At 56.3% G+C, this 19,105-nt stretch carries 16 protein-coding genes; 6 read left to right on the top strand and 10 right to left on the bottom strand.

Annotated elements, in window-relative coordinates:
* Positions 1 to 5 precede the first annotated feature (5 nt).
* Together Pla52nx_RS30670 and Pla52nx_RS30675 are read left to right on the top strand one after the other, a co-directional pair.
* Positions 6 to 512 (top strand): CBS domain-containing protein, encoded by a 507-nt coding sequence (locus tag Pla52nx_RS30670; RefSeq protein ID WP_197454464.1) that lies wholly within the window; start codon positions 6 to 8, stop codon positions 510 to 512.
* 161 nt (positions 513 to 673) lie between these two features.
* A complete protein-coding gene (locus Pla52nx_RS30675; protein WP_146519432.1) occupies positions 674 to 1,834 on the top strand; it encodes an Lpg1974 family pore-forming outer membrane protein in 1,161 nt (386 codons plus the stop codon).
* A gap of 25 nt (positions 1,835 to 1,859) precedes the next feature.
* Here the strand turns inward: Pla52nx_RS30675 and Pla52nx_RS30680 are convergent, their stop codons facing one another.
* From Pla52nx_RS30680 to ribA, 3 genes are read right to left on the bottom strand one after another with little or no spacing between them, the layout of a single operon-like run.
* The gene (locus Pla52nx_RS30680) at positions 1,860 to 2,528 is read right to left on the bottom strand and encodes an ABC transporter ATP-binding protein (protein WP_146519431.1); all 669 of its coding nucleotides are present in this window, start codon (positions 2,526 to 2,528) and stop codon (positions 1,860 to 1,862) included.
* Between the two features lie 10 nt (positions 2,529 to 2,538).
* The gene (locus tag Pla52nx_RS30685; RefSeq protein WP_146519430.1) at positions 2,539 to 3,411 is read right to left on the bottom strand and encodes a prephenate dehydrogenase; all 873 of its coding nucleotides are present in this window, start codon (positions 3,409 to 3,411) and stop codon (positions 2,539 to 2,541) included.
* A gap of 31 nt (positions 3,412 to 3,442) precedes the next feature.
* A complete protein-coding gene (gene ribA / locus Pla52nx_RS30690) occupies positions 3,443 to 4,657 on the bottom strand; it encodes a GTP cyclohydrolase II (protein WP_146519429.1) in 1,215 nt (404 codons plus the stop codon).
* A 132-nt stretch (positions 4,658 to 4,789) separates the two neighbouring features.
* Here ribA and Pla52nx_RS30695 point away from each other — a divergent pair, with 132 nt between their 5' ends.
* The gene (locus tag Pla52nx_RS30695) at positions 4,790 to 5,734 is read left to right on the top strand and encodes an alpha/beta hydrolase (protein WP_197454463.1); all 945 of its coding nucleotides are present in this window, start codon (positions 4,790 to 4,792) and stop codon (positions 5,732 to 5,734) included.
* Between the two features lie 19 nt (positions 5,735 to 5,753).
* Here the strand turns inward: Pla52nx_RS30695 and Pla52nx_RS30700 are convergent, their stop codons facing one another.
* The 6 genes from Pla52nx_RS30700 to Pla52nx_RS30725 form a co-directional block, all read right to left on the bottom strand.
* The gene (locus Pla52nx_RS30700) at positions 5,754 to 6,380 is read right to left on the bottom strand and encodes an FMN-dependent NADH-azoreductase (protein ID WP_146519427.1); all 627 of its coding nucleotides are present in this window, start codon (positions 6,378 to 6,380) and stop codon (positions 5,754 to 5,756) included.
* 88 nt (positions 6,381 to 6,468) lie between these two features.
* Complete coding sequence (locus Pla52nx_RS30705) at positions 6,469 to 7,269, bottom strand: pirin family protein (RefSeq protein ID WP_146519426.1); 801 nt, start codon at positions 7,267 to 7,269, stop codon at positions 6,469 to 6,471.
* An 87-nt stretch (positions 7,270 to 7,356) separates the two neighbouring features.
* The gene (locus tag Pla52nx_RS30710) at positions 7,357 to 7,827 is read right to left on the bottom strand and encodes a MarR family winged helix-turn-helix transcriptional regulator (protein WP_231741873.1); all 471 of its coding nucleotides are present in this window, start codon (positions 7,825 to 7,827) and stop codon (positions 7,357 to 7,359) included.
* Positions 7,828 to 7,891: 64 nt separating this feature from the next.
* Positions 7,892 to 10,945 carry a hypothetical protein gene (locus Pla52nx_RS30715; RefSeq protein ID WP_146519425.1) on the bottom strand — a complete coding sequence of 1,018 codons (3,054 nt, stop codon included), beginning with the start codon at positions 10,943 to 10,945 and terminating at the stop codon, positions 7,892 to 7,894.
* 73 nt (positions 10,946 to 11,018) lie between these two features.
* Entirely contained in the window at positions 11,019 to 11,840 is an 822-nt protein-coding gene (locus Pla52nx_RS30720) for an alpha/beta fold hydrolase (protein ID WP_146519424.1), read from the bottom strand.
* A 186-nt stretch (positions 11,841 to 12,026) separates the two neighbouring features.
* Complete coding sequence (locus Pla52nx_RS30725) at positions 12,027 to 12,164, bottom strand: hypothetical protein (protein WP_342190297.1); 138 nt, start codon at positions 12,162 to 12,164, stop codon at positions 12,027 to 12,029.
* Between the two features lie 15 nt (positions 12,165 to 12,179).
* On the opposite strand from Pla52nx_RS30725, the gene Pla52nx_RS30730 reads away from it, so the two are divergent.
* Positions 12,180 to 12,725, top strand: a complete 546-nt coding sequence (locus Pla52nx_RS30730; protein ID WP_197454462.1) for a TIGR03067 domain-containing protein — start codon at positions 12,180 to 12,182, stop codon at positions 12,723 to 12,725.
* A gap of 52 nt (positions 12,726 to 12,777) precedes the next feature.
* On the opposite strand, the gene Pla52nx_RS30735 is transcribed toward Pla52nx_RS30730, so the two are convergent.
* The gene (locus Pla52nx_RS30735; protein ID WP_146519422.1) at positions 12,778 to 13,602 is read right to left on the bottom strand and encodes an EcsC family protein; all 825 of its coding nucleotides are present in this window, start codon (positions 13,600 to 13,602) and stop codon (positions 12,778 to 12,780) included.
* Positions 13,603 to 14,241: 639 nt separating this feature from the next.
* Between Pla52nx_RS30735 and Pla52nx_RS30740 the strand changes: the two genes are divergently transcribed.
* Together Pla52nx_RS30740 and Pla52nx_RS30745 are read left to right on the top strand one after the other, a co-directional pair.
* Positions 14,242 to 17,331, top strand: a complete 3,090-nt coding sequence (locus tag Pla52nx_RS30740) for a DUF1553 domain-containing protein (protein WP_197454461.1) — start codon at positions 14,242 to 14,244, stop codon at positions 17,329 to 17,331.
* A gap of 9 nt (positions 17,332 to 17,340) precedes the next feature.
* Positions 17,341 to 18,792: a DUF1501 domain-containing protein gene (locus tag Pla52nx_RS30745; protein WP_146519420.1), complete on the top strand. Its 1,452-nt coding sequence runs from the start codon at positions 17,341 to 17,343 to the stop codon at positions 18,790 to 18,792.
* The last annotated feature ends 313 nt before the right edge of the window (positions 18,793 to 19,105 follow it).

Raw genomic sequence — 19,105 nt, forward strand, 5'->3', positions numbered from 1 at the left:
ACACGATGAGCCGAGAAGAATGGACGGTAGCTGACATCATGCAGGCCGGTGTGAAAACCGTTGCCCCAGATGTCAGCCTGCCCGATCTAGAAGCGATGTTCTTGAAAGATCAAATCTCCAGCTACCCCGTCATCGATGAGGGAAGACTGGTCGGTGTCGTCTCCAGATCGGACATCGTTCGTCAAATCTGCCAAGAACGCGAAGTCGCGCAGAGCGTGTCGGATTTCCACTTCGATGAAACCAGTTTTTACGAAGTCCCCATGGAATCGTTGACGCAAGTGGCGGACCGAATCGGGGAACGCATCGAGAGCCTGACGGTTGCCGACGTGATGAACAAACGTCCTCTGACCATTGGACTCGACACACCCATCCGGGATGTCGCCCAACAGTTCATCGCTCGTCAAGTCCACCGTTTTCCGGTCACCGATCAAGGAACTCTCGTCGGCATCGTCTCCACCACCGACCTTGTGCGGCTGATCGCGCAAGGCGTTCTGGATCGCACCGCGCGTTGACGCACACACGCCCCTTGTGATGTCAAACTGTGCGGGTTGTTTCTTTTTTTCTGAAGAATCCGAACGAATCGATCCGAGCTGACCACCAGAGGGATCGTGTGCGTTCGCCCGGGCTGAATGCCCTGTTCACGATCATGTCGTACATGTCGTAGGTGGGTATCGTGCGCAAGCTGCAACAACAAATCACGTTCGTAATGGTATTGGCGTTTCTGTCATGGACCGCTCTGTCATGGTCCGCTGCTCTCGGTGCCCAGGATCTGGTGACAACCGAAATGATGGAAATTGATTCGGGCATTCATCCCGAATCTGTTCCTGAAACTTCGCTCTACCAAGAACCAACAGCTGACCAACAGACCCAACTGCGGATCTCACAACTGGAGTCCGAGATTGACGAACTGCGAGCGTCGTTTTGGAATTCACGCGGCTGCCAAAAAAACTGTGCTCCCAAGTGCGACGATCCCAGAGGTCTGACGCTCAATCTCGGGATGGTGTTCTCCAAGCCACACATGAAGGAATCCTTTGAGGCCACGGTCATCGATTTTGGGACCGGCAGCTTGAATCTGGTTCCCTTTGACTTTGAACATGACATCACGCCGAAAATTGAGCTGGGATATTTCGGCAACAACGCGATGGGAGTGCGTGGACGTTACTGGGGTTATGATCACGACGCCAATCCATTGACGGCGGTTGCAACACCGACGACTTTCCCCGGAGTGAGTTCGGTGTCCGTGATCTATCCCGCAGCGATTTCGACGGGAGCTCCTGGGGATGTGCTGAGTGTCGAGAGTGGTTTGCAAGTCCACACGTTCGATCTCGAAGGGGCGATGCGAGGAAAGCTGGCGGGTGCATCGATCGTTGCCAGTGCTGGTGTCCGATACGCTAAGTTGGACCAGAGTTTTCACTCCGTCGTCATGCGAGGCGCGACACCGATCGGTTCACTTGATTGGAGCCGCCGATTCGAGGGAGCAGGATTGACGGCCGGAGCCGATGCAAGTCGATCGCTCGGTTCTTCAGGACTTTCCTTTGTCGGTGCGGCGCGTGGTTCGCTATTGTTTGGACGCAAAGAATTGCGACGCACCACGGTCGGCGACGTCACACCGCCATCGGCTGCAGTTCCACCGACGATCGTTTTCGATGACGCGGACGAAGTCTCCGGGATCTTTGAATTGGTCGCCGGTCTGCAATACTCACGAGCCACACCAATGGGCAAGGTCTTCGTTCGTGGCACCTACGACACACAGCTATGGACCGCCGCGGGTGCGCCCACGTTGACTTTCCTCGGTTTCGAAGGCATCGGCCTAGCCTTTGGCATCGACCGCTGATCACCAATTGCCGGGCAACGCGGCGTCAGACCAGTTTTCCGTCGAGCAGTTCTTTGCGGTCTTTCATCGCGGCGGCCAGGGCGTCGCTGTGGGTGACGGAGATCAAGATCGCTCCGTTGTCGCTTTGCAACCGTAGCAACAACTCAGTGACCGCCTCGGCTGATTTGCGGTCCAAGTTGCCCGTCGGTTCATCCGCCAAGATCAAGGTCGGCTTCATCAACAACGCCCGGGCGATCGCGACCCGCTCACGCTCGCCACCGGAGAGCTGACTGGGCAAATGGCCGCGTCGATGACCAAGTCCCACCGCCTCGATCAACTCACCGGCGCGGTCGATGTGCTCCGATCCAGGTCGACCGCCGGCCAACGTCGGCACCAATACGTTCTCGATCACACTCAACTGGGGCAGCAGATGATGGTCTTGAAAGATGAACCCGATCTTGTGATTCCGAAACGCGGCCAACTGGGCGGCCGAATAGGAAAACGGATCGGTGCCATCGATCAGGACGGTGCCGCTGGTGGGCTGGTCGAGCGTTCCAAGGATTTGCAGGAGCGTGCTCTTGCCGCTACCGCTGGGTCCCACAATGGCCAGCGAGTCGCCACCGCTTAGCTCCAACGTGACATCCGTCAGAACTTGCAGGGGAGACTCGGTGGTGCCGAATGATTTGGAGACGTGTTGAACAGACAGTGTGGACATGGCGGACATTCTAGCGTGTTTCGCTTGACTGGGTTCGATCCTTGCGAGACTTTGCTGCGGCCAACCAGTCATGCAACGCCTGTTGATCAGACGCCGCGACCATTTGCTGCACTGATTGCAATTGTGCAATGACCGTACCGATCTGATCCACGATCGCTTGTGAGTTGTGCTGACAAATCGCCGTCCACATCGTGGGATCACCGGAGGCGACTCGCGTCATGTCGCTCCAACCGCTGCCCACCAATGGCAACGCCTCTTCGGCGGGCAAGCAGGCCAACAGGGACGAAATCAAGTGCGGGACATGACTGATCGCGGCGAGCTGTTGGTCGTGAATCGCTGGTGTCATTCGTACGGTCTGGCCGCCGGTCAGACGCCAAAACTGTTCGCATCGCAAAAGCCGCTCCGCCGAATTGCTCGGGCCAGGAGTGATCACGATCATCTTGTTGTCGAACAAGTCCGAGCGGCTGTGCTCTACGCCGGTCTTTTCCGAACCCGCGATCGGGTGCGCGGCAACAAACTTTTCGGCGGCACGCTGATCCTTGGCCACACTGTGAACAATCAAGGCCTTGGTGCTGCCCACGTCCGTGATCAACGCCCCGTCATCGATGAACGGAGCCGCTTGCAGCACCATGTCGGCGATACGATCCACGGGCGATGCGACCACGACGACGTCGCAACCTTCACACGCATCGGCCAGTGAGGCGTACGCCTCTGTGACGACACCCTGTTGCAACGCCATCGCTCGCGTCTCCGGCGTTCGGCTGTAACCGACCACGTCGATTTGATGACGACGCAAGGCTCGGGCGACGCTGCCGCCGAGCAACCCGACGCCCAAGATCGCTACGCGTCGGGGGATGAAGTCTGACGCGGTATCGCTAGCCATGTCGGTGATCAAGGAGAAGAAAGTCAGGCGTTTAGTTCAAATCGGGCAGTTGATGGCCCATCTTCGCGCGTTTGGTCTCAAGGTACGTTTTGTTGTGTTCGTTGAACGGCGGAACGATCGGCACCTGATCGACCAAACGCAGGTCGTAACCTCGCAAGTTGAACGCTTCGGATTTCTTGGGATTGTTGGTCAACAGTCGGACGTCACGCAACCCGAGGTCCTTGAGAATCTGTAATCCGATGCCGTAGTCTCGCATGTCTGCCTTGAAACCCAACGCATGGTTGGCTTCCACGGTATCCATGCCTTGATCCTGCAACGCATAGGCTTTGATCTTTTGGGCTAACCCGATGCCGCGGCCTTCCTGTGGCAAATAGATCAATGCTCCCCGGCCTTCTTCGCTGATCATCTTCAACGCCATGTGCAACTGATCGCCGCAGTCACAACGCAACGATGAAATCAAATCACCGGTGAAACAACTGCTGTGCATTCGTACCAGCGGTGCCGTGCCGGGCTCGCTCAAGTCACCCTGCACGATCGCGATCGGCTCCTGGGCTTCGAAATCAACCGAATAGACGATGATTTGAAAGTCGCCGTATTTCGTCGGCAATCGGGACTCGGCCGCTCGACTGACCAATTTCTCACTGACCCGCCGGTGTGCGATGAGTTGCTCGATGCTGATCATTTTGAGCGAATGTTGAGTGGCCAATGCGACCAGTTCTGCTCGACTGGCTCGGTCACCGCTTTCCGACAAGATCTCGCACAGCACACCGGCCGGAGCGAAGCCGGCCATGCGTGCCAAGTCCATCGCAGCCTCCGTGTGCCCGGCCCGCCGCAGCACACCACCTTGCTTTGCCAGCAAGGGATAGACGTGACCGGGACGAACAAAATCGTCCACCACGCAGTCAGGTGAGGCCAGCCGCTGAATGGTCTGGCTACGCTCGGCCGCCGTGATCCCGGTCTTCGCCGTGGCGATATCGATCGGGGTCAAGAAAGCCGTCTTGAGGGGCGCGTTGTTGTCCGTGACGATCGGATTGAGGTCGATGCGTTTGCCCACGTCCGGCAAGATCGAAACGCACAACTGTCCTCTGCCGCGAAGCATGAAGTTGATGGTTTCTGGAGTCGCTTTCTCAGCCGCGCAGATGAAATCGCCTTCGTTCTCGCGATCTTCGGCATCGACAACGATCACGACTTCTCCGCTGCGGATCGCCTCAACCGCTTCGGGGACCGAATTGAGCTCAACTGGCATAATGAGTCTGTCTATCAGGTGGGGGGGAACCGAAGCTTCGATTGATCTGTTCGATTCCGTAAGATGTCTGCGTATTATACGACGGTGGGAAATCTGTCCCACCTCCCGCAATCTCGTTTTATTCAGTGCCCAATGACCGTGTTTTCTCGATTGATCGCCCCAGCGGACTCGCTACGGACACTCGTCGCGGCCGTTTTGTTCGTCACTCTGCTGCTTTCCTCCTCTGACGCTCAGGAGGTTGCCCCGGCCAACGAAACAGATCAAGCCGGCATCCGAGTCCTCACCGACCAACAATATGGCGAGAACTTGGATGGCTATGGTGTGTGCGACGTCTATTTACCCGCCACCAAAGCACCCGCGACAGGATACCCGGTGGTGATGATCGTCCACGGCGGTGGTTGGATCAGTGGCGACAAATGGACCGTGGAAGGCTACGCACGCGTGCTCGCCAAAGCCGGCTATGCAGCCATCACCATCAACTATCGCCTTTCACCCAAGCACAAGTTTCCCGCGCCGCTGGATGATGTGCGTCAAGCTCTGGTCTGGTGCACCGCCAACGCGAAAAAGTTCTCGTGGGACTGTTCCCGCGTCGGCTTGTTCGGTTACTCCGCCGGCGGTCACCTCTCGCTCTTGGCCGGATTGCTCAGCGAACGGCCATTCGATGAAGTCCAACCGACGACGACTTGGCCCAAGGATGACCAGCGGTGGAGTCAGATGCCGAGCATCAAAGCGGTCTGCGCGGGCGGGCCTCCCTGCGACTTTCGTACTCTGCCGCTGGACAACACCGCACTTTCCTACTTCTTGGGTGGGTCTCGGCGAGAAAAACCGCAAGTCTACGAAGTCGCCTCGCCGATCACCCATGTCTCTCCCAAAGCTCCGCCAGTGCAACTGATTCACGGAGACAAGGACGCCATGGTCTCCATCTCCAACAGCCAGGACATGCTCAAGGCACTGACCGCCGCCGGCGTCGACGCGAGAATGAAAACGATCGCCAACCAAGGTCATATGCTGACCTTCATGAACCAGTTGACCAGCCAAACCATGCTCGGATTCTTTGACGAAGTCCTGCGTAAGTAACGCCGGTCATCTCACCGCGTCAGAACGACTTGGCGATCGACTCCGCCCGCTCAATCGCTTTGGCCTCCGTCTTCGCCACTTCGTCGGCAGCCGCCAGCGTTGGTTCCACCAAGACCGACTGGATGTCGGTGAAGCCGATGAATCCCAGCAGCAAATCCATGTAGCTCTTCTGCAAATCCATGCCCTTTGCATCGCCGCTACCATAAGCACCACCGCGAGCGTAAATCACAGTGACGGGCTTTCCCGTGACCAAACCGCTGTAGCCGCTCTCGGGTGAAAAACTGAAGGTCTGGCCGGGCTGCGCCAACACGTCGATGTAATGCTTCAGCTTGTACGGAATCCCGAAATTCCACATCGGTAAACTGATCACGTACTTGTCGGCTGACTTGAACTCGTCGCACACATCCACCACCGCCTGCCACGCACGCTGTTGGTCGGCATCAAAATCCTGCCCGTGCAAGACTTGATACTTGGCGTCGATCGTATAGCCGTCAAATTCCGGCAGCGACTTTTCCCACAAATCAATTGTCATGATCTCGTCATCGGGATGAGCCGCCTGATACGCCTTCAAAAACGCTTTCGCGGTGGCGATCGACTTTGAACGTTCTTTACGAGGTGATGATTCGATGTAAAGCAGCTTGGACATAGGTGTCTCCTGTTTTGTGGCGGTAAGGTGTTTTAAAAAAGCAAGTGAATACGGCGCGGTCGGTTACTCAATCTCGGTCACTCAATCATTAGGCCAAGTCAAATAGCAATGCGTCGCTCGACTCAGCGGCTTGGACACTCAACGCGGTTGCACGACTGGTGGCGACCGCGTCCCCGCTTTCCAATCGCGTTCCGTTGACAATCAATGCCCCGCGAGCGACTTGCAACCATGCGTGTCGGCCACGCTCAACGGTGAACTCAATGTTGCGACCTTGCGTCAAATGGGTCGCATAGATCGAGGCGTCTTGATGAATCGACACGGATGCATCGCTGCCTTCCGGACCGGCAATCTTTTTCCACTGATCAAGCTTTTCCTCCAAGACGACTTTGTTATCGCTGTATCGTGGACGAACGCCCCGCATCGCGGGCTCGATCCAGATCTGCAGGAAATGATTAGCCTGACTTGCCGAGGGATTGAACTCGCTGTGCGTGATCCCCGTTCCGGCCGACATCATCTGGATGTCCTCTGACCCGATGATCGCCCCCTGCCCCGTGCTGTCTTTGTGCTGCAACGCACCCTCCAAGACATACGAGATGATCTCCATGTCCCGGTGCGGATGGGTCGGAAAACCGCGTCCGGCCGCGATCTTGTCGTCGTTGATGACTCGCAAAGACCGAAAACCCATGTGACGCTGGTCGTAGTAGCCGCCAAACGAGAATGAGTGAAAACTCTGTAGCCATCCCAAGTCAGTGTGCCCTCGTTCAGCCGCCTGACGAACCAGCAAATCGACTTGGCCAGCTGATTGCGAGAAAGCCGATCCCGTGTTCGTGGCGACGTGAATCAAACCAGCCGCGGTGACCGACAATGCGTTTCTGCGAGAAGCGTTCATGACGCATGCTCCAAAGGAAATTTCGAAAGTGACAAGCTGTTCACTGCGGCCACTAGCTTACATGTCAACTAATGGCTTAAAAAAAATCTACTGCGGGACTCCCGCACGCGCACGCTCCAGTATTCGAATCAACGTCTTCATGTCCGCCTTACTGACGCCGCCAAGCAATACCGCATGCAAATCCAGGATGGGTTGATCCAGCTTCTTCAACAACCGTGTCCCCGACGTGGTCAAATCGATCACATAAACGCGTCGATCCTGCTCTGACTGTGTTTTGGTGATGTGCCCCAATCCCAACAGTTGGTCCACCACGCGGGTGATCGCTGGGGCAACCTGGATCATTCGGTCCGCAACCTCCAGGCAGGGCATCGGTTCACCTTCACCCCGCAAAATACGTAGCACGTTGTATTGCGAGAGCGTCAATCCATGCTCACGCAGCAGCCTCGCAAAACGATTTTCCAGCAAATCGCTTGTCCGAAAAATCGCCAAGGTGGCTTCCTGCTCGACTGAATCGAACGGGCCTCGCTTGCGAAGTTCATCTTTCAGGGTTGATGACATCGACCGCTCCAGAACTGGAAATGACCCATTTAGTTTACATGTTAACTATCGGCGAGTCAAGGGCTCATTCTTGAGCAGAAGCGTTCCTGTACAACAGCATCACAGGCTCTTCGGCGACTCCCACCCTCGCCGTACCGTCTTGAACTGCAATCTGCCCGCGTTGCCCGTCGATCCGAATGGTCTCCACCTCGGCTTCGACCGGGACGCCGATCGTGATTTCCGTCTCCTTTGTATCGTTCCAGGCCACCACCAGCGTTTCGCCGGCATCATTTTGGAAGACAAACACCTGTGAACCATCCTCACGTTGGTCTTCACGGACAAAACGCTTGTCGGTCAATGCGTTGATCATGTTGTAGTAAGCGATCGCGTCCAAGCGAGGGTTGTAGTTGTTGAACTTGCAATCAAACACGCAGTGTGAATCACCAAATTGCCCCCTCGCTCGGCCTTTGGGATCTGGATACTGAATGGTGAACCAACTCACCGTCTTACCACCTTCGGCAAAGAAGACGGTGCACTTCTTGATCAATTCGATCGCCACCGCCAATCGAGTCTGACCTTGGCTGTTGAGCCCCAGTTCGGTCGAGTGAATCGGTTTGACGGCGTCATATTTTTTCATCAACTCGCGGTACTGCCGCATGACTTTGCGGACGGAGGTGTAATGTTCATAAACGTGAAAATCGTATGAGTCGAGGTATTCTTGGTAGCCGGCCTGAAAGTATTCTTCGTTGGGCTCGACCGATGTCCCGATGACTTCGATGTTCGGGTCAAACGCTTTGACTGATTCGTAGATCGCCTTGTAGGCCTTCACATTGTCCAGCACCTTTTGCCCCGTACCGTGCGGCTCGTTTCCTTGCGCGATCATCGCCAACCCGCGGTCCGCGTAGGCCTTGAGAAAGTTGGTCATGCCTCGACGCAAAGATTCTTCGCTGACTTTTGCGAACCCATTGCGTTCGACTTCGGAAGCCGGCGTTCCCGTGACCCACTTTGCGCCGAGCTTCTCACAAACCTCGAGACCCGGCAGGTGCGGCCGATAGGGAGGTTCGTTGGACCAGCCACCCCACACGCCCATCATTCTGATTCCGAGTCGATCGGCGAGGAGAAAGTAGTCGCCGATACGGCTGTCCCAATTCCTGATCGTGAAGGGAATCTTTTCTGGCTCAAACTGCTTCGCGGCCGCCTCGGGCAAGATCGCGAAACCGCAGAACTCCGCTGCATCGGCTCCCAATCCCTGAGGCACCGCGACGTGCAGTTCATAGAACTGTCCGACGTTCAGCTTCTCTGCAGGCAGTGTCACCGACGTAGTGTATGCGTTGCCGCCACTAGAACGCGTCAGCTTTGATTCTGACAGCGACAAAACGTCGTCGCCTCGGTAGTCACGTACACTGCATCGAATCCACTGATCCGCGGGCGATAGTGGCTTGGCCGTATTGACCGTGAACTGAAACGCGAGCGGATCGTTTGGCAGGAACAGATTGCCGACGGCTGCGGTCGCGATGCGAATGTCCTTGACCGTTTGCTCCAATGGTTGGACTTCCAAGCGACTCATCGTGATGTCGTCGATGTAGAACTCTCCGTAGGTCTTTTTCAGTTCTACACGCAGCCTCGCCATGGTTGTTTCTTCAGACACAGCAACCGTTGCGTCCTTTTCCGACCAGTCTGAATCGCCAAAGGTAATGCCTAGCGGAATCGTATCGACGGCGTGTCCCGATGCGTCTGCAAGCTCCAGTGTGACGGCGACGTGAAAGGAGTTGTCTGGTGAATGCAGTGCCGACTTGGTGCGGTACCGAATGATGTGCTGCCCGCGTCGCACAGGAAACCAAGGGCTGGTCGCGATGGTCGGTGTCTGCAAATCGTCCAGCGTTCGATGCAGGTGCATCGCTTTCCCGCCTTTTCCCGCCTCCGCTAGCGAAACACCGCCTTGGGGGATCCAAACCGAACCGGACGCTTCAAAGTCATCGGACCAAGACGCCGCGGATTCTTGGGCTTCTACGATCACGTCGGCTTGGATGTCTGCGATTTCCAACTTCATGGGCCCACCGTCAGACGATGCGGTCGACAGCATCAGCTCAATCAACGTGAGCGCCCCGTGCCACTGACCGTCGTTTGCACCCGCCCAGTGTTCACCGCCAGCGATCTCTGTCGGATCCAATTCCACGGTGTGCCACTGTCCATCCGAACTGACTTTCAATCCTCCCCGCTGGTGACATTGTCCCGTTTCATCGACGAGACGGAGCGAATACTGACTGACGTTCTCGCCTTTCAGTTTCAATCGAATCATCTTTGTCGTTTTAACGGCCGAGGAATTCAATCGCTGTCGCACGCCCACGTACCGACCACCGCCGGAGAAATCGGCAGCCAACTGCAAGGCACGATTTTGGTCCGACGTTTCTATCACCTTCAGTCCGCCGGTGGCACCTTTGAATTCATCCCCATTGTTGTACTCCCAATTGCCGGTCCCTGATTCGCCAAATTCATCCAGTCGGATTGTTGCAGCCACTTCCGTCTTGGGTGGCGTCGGAATCACCGTAACATCGCGGATCGCGATGCTGCCCTCACGCAGTGTTTCTTTGCCAGCGAGAATCACGAACAGCTTCAAGGGTTGATGCCAGCGTCCGTCATTGGCGCCGCTCCATTTTTCGTATCTCGACACAATGTCCATCGGCGATCCGGCTTCCAACGAGGCAAAGTACCTGGCGACGGGGAACGTGTATCGCTGCCAGCCGCCTTTGTCGTTGAGTCGGATATCGAGTTGGTGGCATTGCCCAGTGCCATCGATCAATCGCGTTGTGACTTTGCCGATGCCAGCGGGAACCTTGATGTCAAACGCGATGCTATCGATTGAGATGTCGGGCAATGACTTGGCGGCTTGCACATAGTTGCCGCCGCCGGAAAAGTCGCCGTGCAGGACCAACGTCGGGGGCGAGCTGCCGGGTTGCAGCTCAAGATTGCCAACCGCACCCGGAAACTCTTGCCCGTTGTCGAACGTCCAACCGCCCATTGGTTTTTCGGCGTCGATTAGAGCCATTCGTCCATCGGCAGCAAATGCCGTTTTAGCAATCAGCACGACGAATAAGACGAGCAAACCCAAGACGCGAGGAATCGCGTGTGGAGTATTCATGACGGTGACCGGTTGATGTGATGAAGTGACCCGTGGTGGACGTCTAAGAGTTTACTTCAGATCACATCATTCATCAGCCGCCGAGAAAAGCCAGCAAATCTCGGGTGAGTTGATCTCGGTGGGTTGCAAACAGTCCGTGCGGTGCCCCCTCGTACTCCTTCAACTCCACGGCCGAAAGCGCCGCTGCTGCGGGCCGAGCACTGGCGTCAATCGGCACCGTCGCGTCCGCTGTTCCGTGGACGATCAATGTCGGCACAGTGACAGCCGGCAAATCGAGACGAAAGTCAGTCGTTGCAAACGCATTGGCGCACTGGAGTGTCGCTTGCAAACTCGCTTGCATCGCAACACTCCTGGTCCATTGCAGATACTCATCGCTGACCGGATGCGTCATCAATCCCACACCGTAAAAATCGCGAAAGAAGTCGGCAAAGAACTTCGGTCGGTCCTCAAGCATGGCTTGCCGCATGTTCGCAAACACAGAAGGTTCCACTCCATGGGGATTGTCATCCGCCTTTGCCATGTACGGCACAACTGAGGAGATCAGGGCGCACTGCTTCACATGCCGACCAGCATGTCTGGACATGAACCGAACGACTTCCCCACCTCCCATGGAGAATCCGACCAACGTCGCGTCTTCTACGTTCATCGCAGTCAACACGTCACTCAGATCGTCTGATAGCGAGTCATAGTCGTAATCACCAAACGGCTGATCAGATCGCCCGAATCCGCGTCGGTCGTAGGCGATAGCGCGATAGCCGGCATCGGCAATCTGTTTGGCATGATGGTCCCAACTGTCAGCGGAAAGCGGCCAGCCATGAATCAAGACAACCGGTCGTCCAGCCCCCCAATCTTTTACATAGAGTGCGTGTCCGTCTCGCGTGGGAATCATCGTCATCGTTTCGCTCGGCTAAAGAGGCAATGTCGGTTTCTTCAATCGCATCGACAAACGTTCGAATGCCGACCACTCAATGCCAAGCGATTGTCGTGCCAAAGCGGTGAAGGGGCCATTCCGCTGATTCATTGAACGCGTTGTCCCATCGGCAGATCGTTTCCTCGGTCGAAAGTCGGGCAACGTGAGCAATCAGCGAGCACTGGGTTGCGATGGGCTGACAAGCACGGTGGCAAAATCAATGAATCCTGGTCGCGATTCTCGGTCGTGGCACAAGACATGCATCTCCAAAGTCGAACCAACACGCAATGGGCGGTTGGATACCGTCATCAAGGAGACCTACCAATGTCCAAGTACCTACTCGTAATCCCAGCACTCGCGGCCCTGCTTGTTGTTTCACCAGTTGCTACAGCACAAGAAGCAAAACAAGAAGCAAAACGCGATAGCATTTCGTCCAAGTTGCAGGGCAGGTGGGAGATCGTCGGCGGCGTCAACCAAGGTCGTGATCTCTCAGCCGCTGAACTGGATGGTACCTACGTGACTGTCGCCAGGAACACCATCATCACCTTTGACCGCCAAGACAAGCAGCGATACCGAGCTGTGTTTCGACTCGATGAATCGATGAGTCCGATACACATCACCATGACCTCCGTTCCCGAACACCCGCCGTCCAACGAACTGAAGTCAGTGGACCAAGTCGACAACGCGATCGCGTTGGGAATCCTGAAGTTTGATGGTCAGAGAAAGTGGACGCTTTGCTACGCATTACCTGGTACCGACCGCCCGGAAAAGTTTGAATCTCCCAAAGGAAGCAAAGTCATGCTGTTCATGCTGGAGAAAAAACAAGGGGATCCCGTCCCAAGTCTAAAAGAAACCGATCCCAAGGAATGAGTCGGTGAGAACGATCCGTAAATCGCGTCTCGCCACACTCAGGCTATTGCGATCAAGCGATCGAGCCATACGCTTCGCGAACCAACGCTTCGCCATGTTCGCGTTCCAGGCGTCGGACGGTGAAGTGCGCGCGGGCGAGATCTTGATAGTGATCGATGAAATAGCTGTTGATCAACGCACCACCGACCGCACCGATTACAGGAATGGCTTGCGCGGCAATTTTTTCGCTGACAACGACTCCGAATCGTTCACCAATCATAGCGATCAATCTGACCAAAGGCGGAGCTGTTTTGTCCGCGAGTCCATTCTTTACGACGTACTGAGACGCATCGCGAATCTGCTTCGCCATCGCGGCACGCACGGCAAAGTAACCCAGCTCTGTATCGTCGTCGATGTCGCTCTCTTTACCGGGATCCAACGCAAAGACTTGCAAACACGCCAAACGAGCTTCCACCGTGGACAGATCCTCGCCTTCGCTACGCGCAATGTCCGCAACGCTGCGCAGAATCAGAACGGTCGACACGGGCAACTCGGCGGCAATCGTTGCTCCTCCCAATGCGCCTCCTGCGGCACCCGACAGACCGGCCAATAGCTTGTGTGTCAGCAATCTCGGTTTGCCTGATTTGACCGAGTCGCCTCCCAAGGTTCGCAAGGCAACATCCAATGCCACTGTCAGTGATTTGTCCACCGCGGCATACAACGCTTTCTCTGCCACGTCAGGCAACAGTCTCAACGATGCGGTGATCGGAGCGCCAATCATTTCGGTCAAACGATCGGCGATGCCATGGTGCTCCAATGATTTCTTGGCTTCACGCAACTCTGCAAGGGCGTCTTCAGGCAGCGATCCGGTGATCAGATCATTGTTCTCGGTCGTCATTCGCTATTCCCTTGTAGTCTTTCTCTGGATGAGTTTGAAAGTGAGCTGAGCATTAAACTATCGTCGATGTCCACCCGCGGTGTAGGGGCGTGGTTCGATTTGCGATAAAGTGAATTCTCCGTCAAGCAACTTGCGTGCCCGAATGCGGCCTGATGTCTGATGAGCTCGCCACGAATGATTCATTAGCCGGAACGCGATAGCGTCCGGTTCCCAAGTATAGGAGTGAGAACCGTACGCTATAGAGAGCGTCCCGCTTAGAACGCATGGTTTGACGTTGAATTTCAAACAAAATACCAGCACGACGCGCAAGCGAGTGAATAGAAGCACAAAAAGGCGATTCACTCGCTTGCGCGTCGTGCTAGTAAAGACGAGAAAAATGCCTGGTGCGATCAACTATCTAAGCAGAACGCTCTCTATAGTGTGGCGGCTGATGTGCGCAGACTGTTTCGTGCTAATCCGTGCAAGCCGTTTCGTGCAAACCTGTTGCGAAGACTGCGTTGAGTTACGTGAATAATCCGGGCTAGCGACGGACCGGCGGAGATGATCCCAAGGTATACTGTAAGCATCGAATCCTCGTGGCATTTTCGACTAAAATCATTCCATCATTTTGCCCGCCGCCAGTTCTCCCACCTCCCGCCCATGATTTTCTTTCCTCCACGCACCGGAATTGTTCTGCTCAGCTTCCTTGTGTCGGCGGCATCGATGGTGCAGGGTGAGTCGCCACTCTCTTTCAACGCGGACATACGTCCGATTCTTTCAGAAAATTGCTTCGCCTGTCACGGGCCGGACGACGAAGCTCGCGCTGCGAATCTGCGATTGGATCAGCGAGAATCCGCCATCGACAGCGGGGCGATCGTCGATGGAAATCCGGAAGAGAGTCTGCTGATCGAGCGAATCTTGTCCGATGATCCCGATTCCATCATGCCTCCGCCGGAGTCGAATAAGTCGCTGACGGCCAAACAGAAGCAGATTTTGACTCAGTGGATACGGCAGGGCGGCGAGTATCAAAAGCACTGGTCGTTCGAGCCGATCGCCGAGTCGATTTCTGTTCCCCAGTCCCTCGACGAGTGGCCGCGTCGACAACTCGACGCGTTCGTCGCTGCAACCCATCGCGAGAAAGGGTTCCAGCCAAGTGAAGAAGCCGAGCGATCGAATTGGCTCCGTCGCGTCACGTTTGACTTGACCGGTCTACCGCCCACGCTGGCAGAGCTGGATGCATTTCAGTCGGATGAATCCGCCGATGCGTACGAGCAAGTTGTCGAACGACTGCTGAAATCACCGGCCTACGGCGAGCGCATGGCGGTGATGTGGCTGGATGTTGCTCGCTACGCAGATACCTTCGGATACCAAAACGACGTCGCGATGGAAGTCTGGCCGTGGCGTCAGTGGGTGATCGATGCGTTCAATGACAACATGCCCTACGATCAGTTCATCATCCAGCAGATTGCAGGTGACTTGATCGAAGACGCGACGCCTCAACAACGGCTTGCAACCACCTTCAATCGACTGCACCGACAAACCAACGAAGGCGGCAGTGTCGCGGAAGAGTTTCGCTTGACAGGGATCACTGATCGGACCACCACGGCTGGAACGGCTTTCTTGGGATTGACGATGGAGTGTTGTCGATGTCACGACCACAAGTTCGACCCGATCAAGCAGAAAGAGTTCTACCAGTTGTCGGCTTACTTCTCGGACATCGATGAGTTCGGACTGTACTCCCACTTCACTCACGCGGCTCCGACACCGGCAATGTTGTTGTACGAAGACGATCAACAGCAGAAACACCTAGCGGCGAGGCAAGCAGTGGAGGCTGCTCAGGTCCAACGAAACCTCGCGATCCAGGCGGCTCGGCAGAAATGGGCATCGCAGCCGGACGCATTGATCCAGGAATTACCACGGCCACGCCCAGCGACGTATTCGTTGCCACTGGATGGAAACGTTGACGGGGTCGTGGGCAAGGCGACGCGTTGCAATGGCGACGATGCGATCGCTTGCAAAGATGCACCGTTGTTCGGTCGTGCATCTTCTTTCTCCTATAGCCTGTGGGTTCGACCTGAAATTCAAACTCCCCGGATGATCGTGCTGCATCAATCGCGTGCTGCAGAAGACTCTGGTTTTCGTGGCTTGGAACTGGTCCTCGACGACGGACATCCGCAGTTTTCAATGATCCACTTCTGGCCGGGGAATGCCGTACGAGTTCGCGCGGTGGACGCGATTCCCGTTGCCCAGTGGACGCATCTCGCCGTCACACACGACGGCAGCGGTCGTGCCGATGGCATTCAGGTCTTCGTCAATGGCCAGATTGCTAACGTGGAAGTTGTCCGCGACAAACTGACTCGCGACATTCGACATCGAGCTCAATGGGGTGACTCGGACTCGAACGCGAGCCTTTTGGCACTGGGCGCGCGTTTTCGTGATATCGGTTTTCGTGACGGTGCGCTCGATGACTTACACGTTTACGATCTGCAGCTTTCTTCCGCGGAGGTTCTGTCGCTCTACCGAGCGGCTCGCCCCGGCGATACGGAAGCGGAAATCACACCTGAGATGGCCCTGCAGCACCAAATGTTGACGGCGGATTCAGAGGTAGCGGACGCTCAAGCAGCCCTAACGAAAGCTCGTGATGCAGAAAACGAACTGGTCTCGGCCATTCGTGAAATCATGACCATGCAACACTACGACGAGGCGCCGCCCACGCATGTCCTCGGACGTGGCGAGTACACCAACAAGTTGGAAAGGGTGACCGCAAGCACGCCGGCCTTGGCAGGCGGGATTCCGACCGCCGGTGGAGACCGCATGTCGCTTGCGAAATGGATGGTCGATCAACAAAACCCGCTGACGTCGCGAGTGATCGCCAATCGTATGTGGCACTTGTTTTTCGGTCGCGGCATCGTCACTTCACTGGAGGATTTCGGCTCCCAAGGTTCGCCGCCCTCTCACCCAAAACTTCTAGATCACTTGGCCCGTTCACTCATGGACAACGATTGGGATCTGCATTGGCTGTGCCGCGAAATCGTCCTGTCCTCGACCTACCGTCAGTCATCCATGGTCACCGACCCCGAACTTCTGCAGCGTGATCCAGACAACGTGTGGTTGACGCGAGGCCCAAAACACCGTCTGTCAGCCGAGCAGTTACGCGACATGGTCTTGTCGGCCAGTGAGCTGCTGGTAAAAAAAATCGGCGGCCCCAGCGTGATGCCCTACCAACCCGCTGGGCTGTGGAAAGAAGCCGGGACGGGCAAGTCTTACCATCAATCCACAGGCGACGGGCTCTATCGACGCAGCATGTACACCTTCTGGAAACGCACTTCTCCGCCGCCGACCATGCTGACGTTGGACGCGACCAGTCGCGAAAGCTGCACGCCGCGTCGCGAATTGACGACCACACCGTTGCAAGCCCTCGTGTTCCTGAACGACCCACAGTACGTCGAAGCCTCACGTGTGTTGGCCCAGCGGCTGATCGCCAATCATGATGCTGACACCAGCTCACGCTGGGATGAGTTGTTTCGCAGACTGATCAGCCGCGTTCCCAACGACCGCGAGCGAACCGTCATCCAACAGTTGTACGACGAGCAACGCCAATACTTTACCGACAATGCAACAGAGGTCGCGGCGTTCCTGGCAGTCGGTGAGCGTCCGATCAAACCATCCAAAGACCTAAGCGACTTGGCGGCAACGACCGTCGTTGTTCAAACCATGTTCGCCTACGACGAAACGATCATGCTGCGATAGATAACAATCATGAACGAACCAACCTCTCGACGACATTGGCTGCAAAACTTTGGCATGGGACTGGGCGCCATCGCTGCGTCCCAAATGCTGCAACGTGATTCCGCCAATGCATCGAATGATGTGATGCCAACGGGAGGAATCCCCAGCGGCGGAGTGATCAATCCGACGCACTTTGCCCCCAAAGCACGTCGCGTGATCTACTTGTTCCAAGCCGGTGGTCCATCGCAACTGGAAACGTGGGACTACAAACCCTTGCTCAACGAAAAGCAAGGCGAGCCGCTGCCCGACTCCGTCCGCCAAGGCCAACGCCTGACAGGCATGTCGGGCAATCAAGCCGTCTTGCCCCTGGCCGGATCGGTGTTCAAGTTCGCTAGGCACGGCGAAAACGGCACCTGGGTCAGCGAACTGATGCCCCACATGGCCAAACAAGTCGATCGGATCGCGGTGGTAAAATCGGTTTACACCGAAGCGATCAATCACGACCCGGCGATCACGTTTTTGCAAACGGGCAACCAGCTTTCAGGGCGCCCCAGCATTGGAGCCTGGTTGCACTACGGACTGGGCAGCGAGAACGATAACTTGCCGTCCTTTGTCGTCTTGGTCACGAAAGGAAAAGGCGGGCAGCCGCTCTATTCTCGACTTTGGGGGTCAGGCTTCCTGCCCGCGCGCTACCAAGGCGTCCAGTTTCGATCGGGCAAAGAACCCGTTTTGTACTTGTCCAACCCGCCAGGGATTTCGTCCGCCAGTCGCCGCAACATGCTGGATCGTTTGAACGATCTGCATCATCTGGAGCAAGACCGACTGGGAGACCCCGCGTTAGAAACGCGGATCCAGCAGTATGAGATGGCCTATCGAATGCAATCCAGTGTGCCGGAGGTTGCCAACCTCGCCGACGAACCGCAGAGCGTTTTGGATCTCTACGGGCCGGACGTGACCAAGCCGGGAAGCTTTGCCGCGAACTGCTTGTTGGCAAGACGCTTAGCGGAACAAGGAGTTCGCTTCATCCAGCTTTACCACCAAGGCTGGGATCACCACGGAAATATTCCCGGCGGCATGCGGACGCAATGCGGTGAGACCGACCAACCGTCCGCAGCACTGCTGCAAGACCTGCAACAACGTGGGATGCTTGATGACACCCTGGTGATCTGGGGCGGCGAGTTTGGGCGAACGAACTATTCCCAAGGCGCATTGACCGCGACCAACTACGGTCGCGACCATCACCCACGATGCTTTTCAATGTGGATGGCCGGCGGCGGCATCCAAGGTGGCGTCAGCCACGGTGAAACTTGTCCCTTCGGCTACAACGTGGTCGCCGATGGTGTCCACGTCCGAGATTTCCACGCAACGCTCTTGCATCTAATGGGAATCGATCACCACCGTCTCTCGGTCAAGTTCCAAGGCCTCGATGCAAGACTTACCGGAGTCGAACCCGCCCGCATCATCAAAGAAGTCCTAGCGTAGAAACAGCAGAGCCAGAGGACGCTGATCGCCAGTTCGCATTCCTCGTTTAACGCCAAGCCGAAGGCGACAACGAATCCGCGTCCATCACCAACCTCACACCACCACTAACAGCCGGCGTTGTTTCGTGGACGCGCCCAGAAGAGCGGCGAGCACACCGCCTCAAACCTTGCCCCACCTCACCACTCTTCGTCCACCGCAGCGCGGCCGCACTGGACGTCACCAAGAGTCACCCCGAATCCAAGCCACAGGGCTTGAAAACGGTCGTACCGAATTTCGTCATGCACAGCATCACCTACGAATACCGGACGGACAC

This window comes from Stieleria varia (genome assembly GCF_038443385.1).
GTDB lineage: Bacteria > Planctomycetota > Planctomycetia > Pirellulales > Pirellulaceae > Stieleria > Stieleria varia.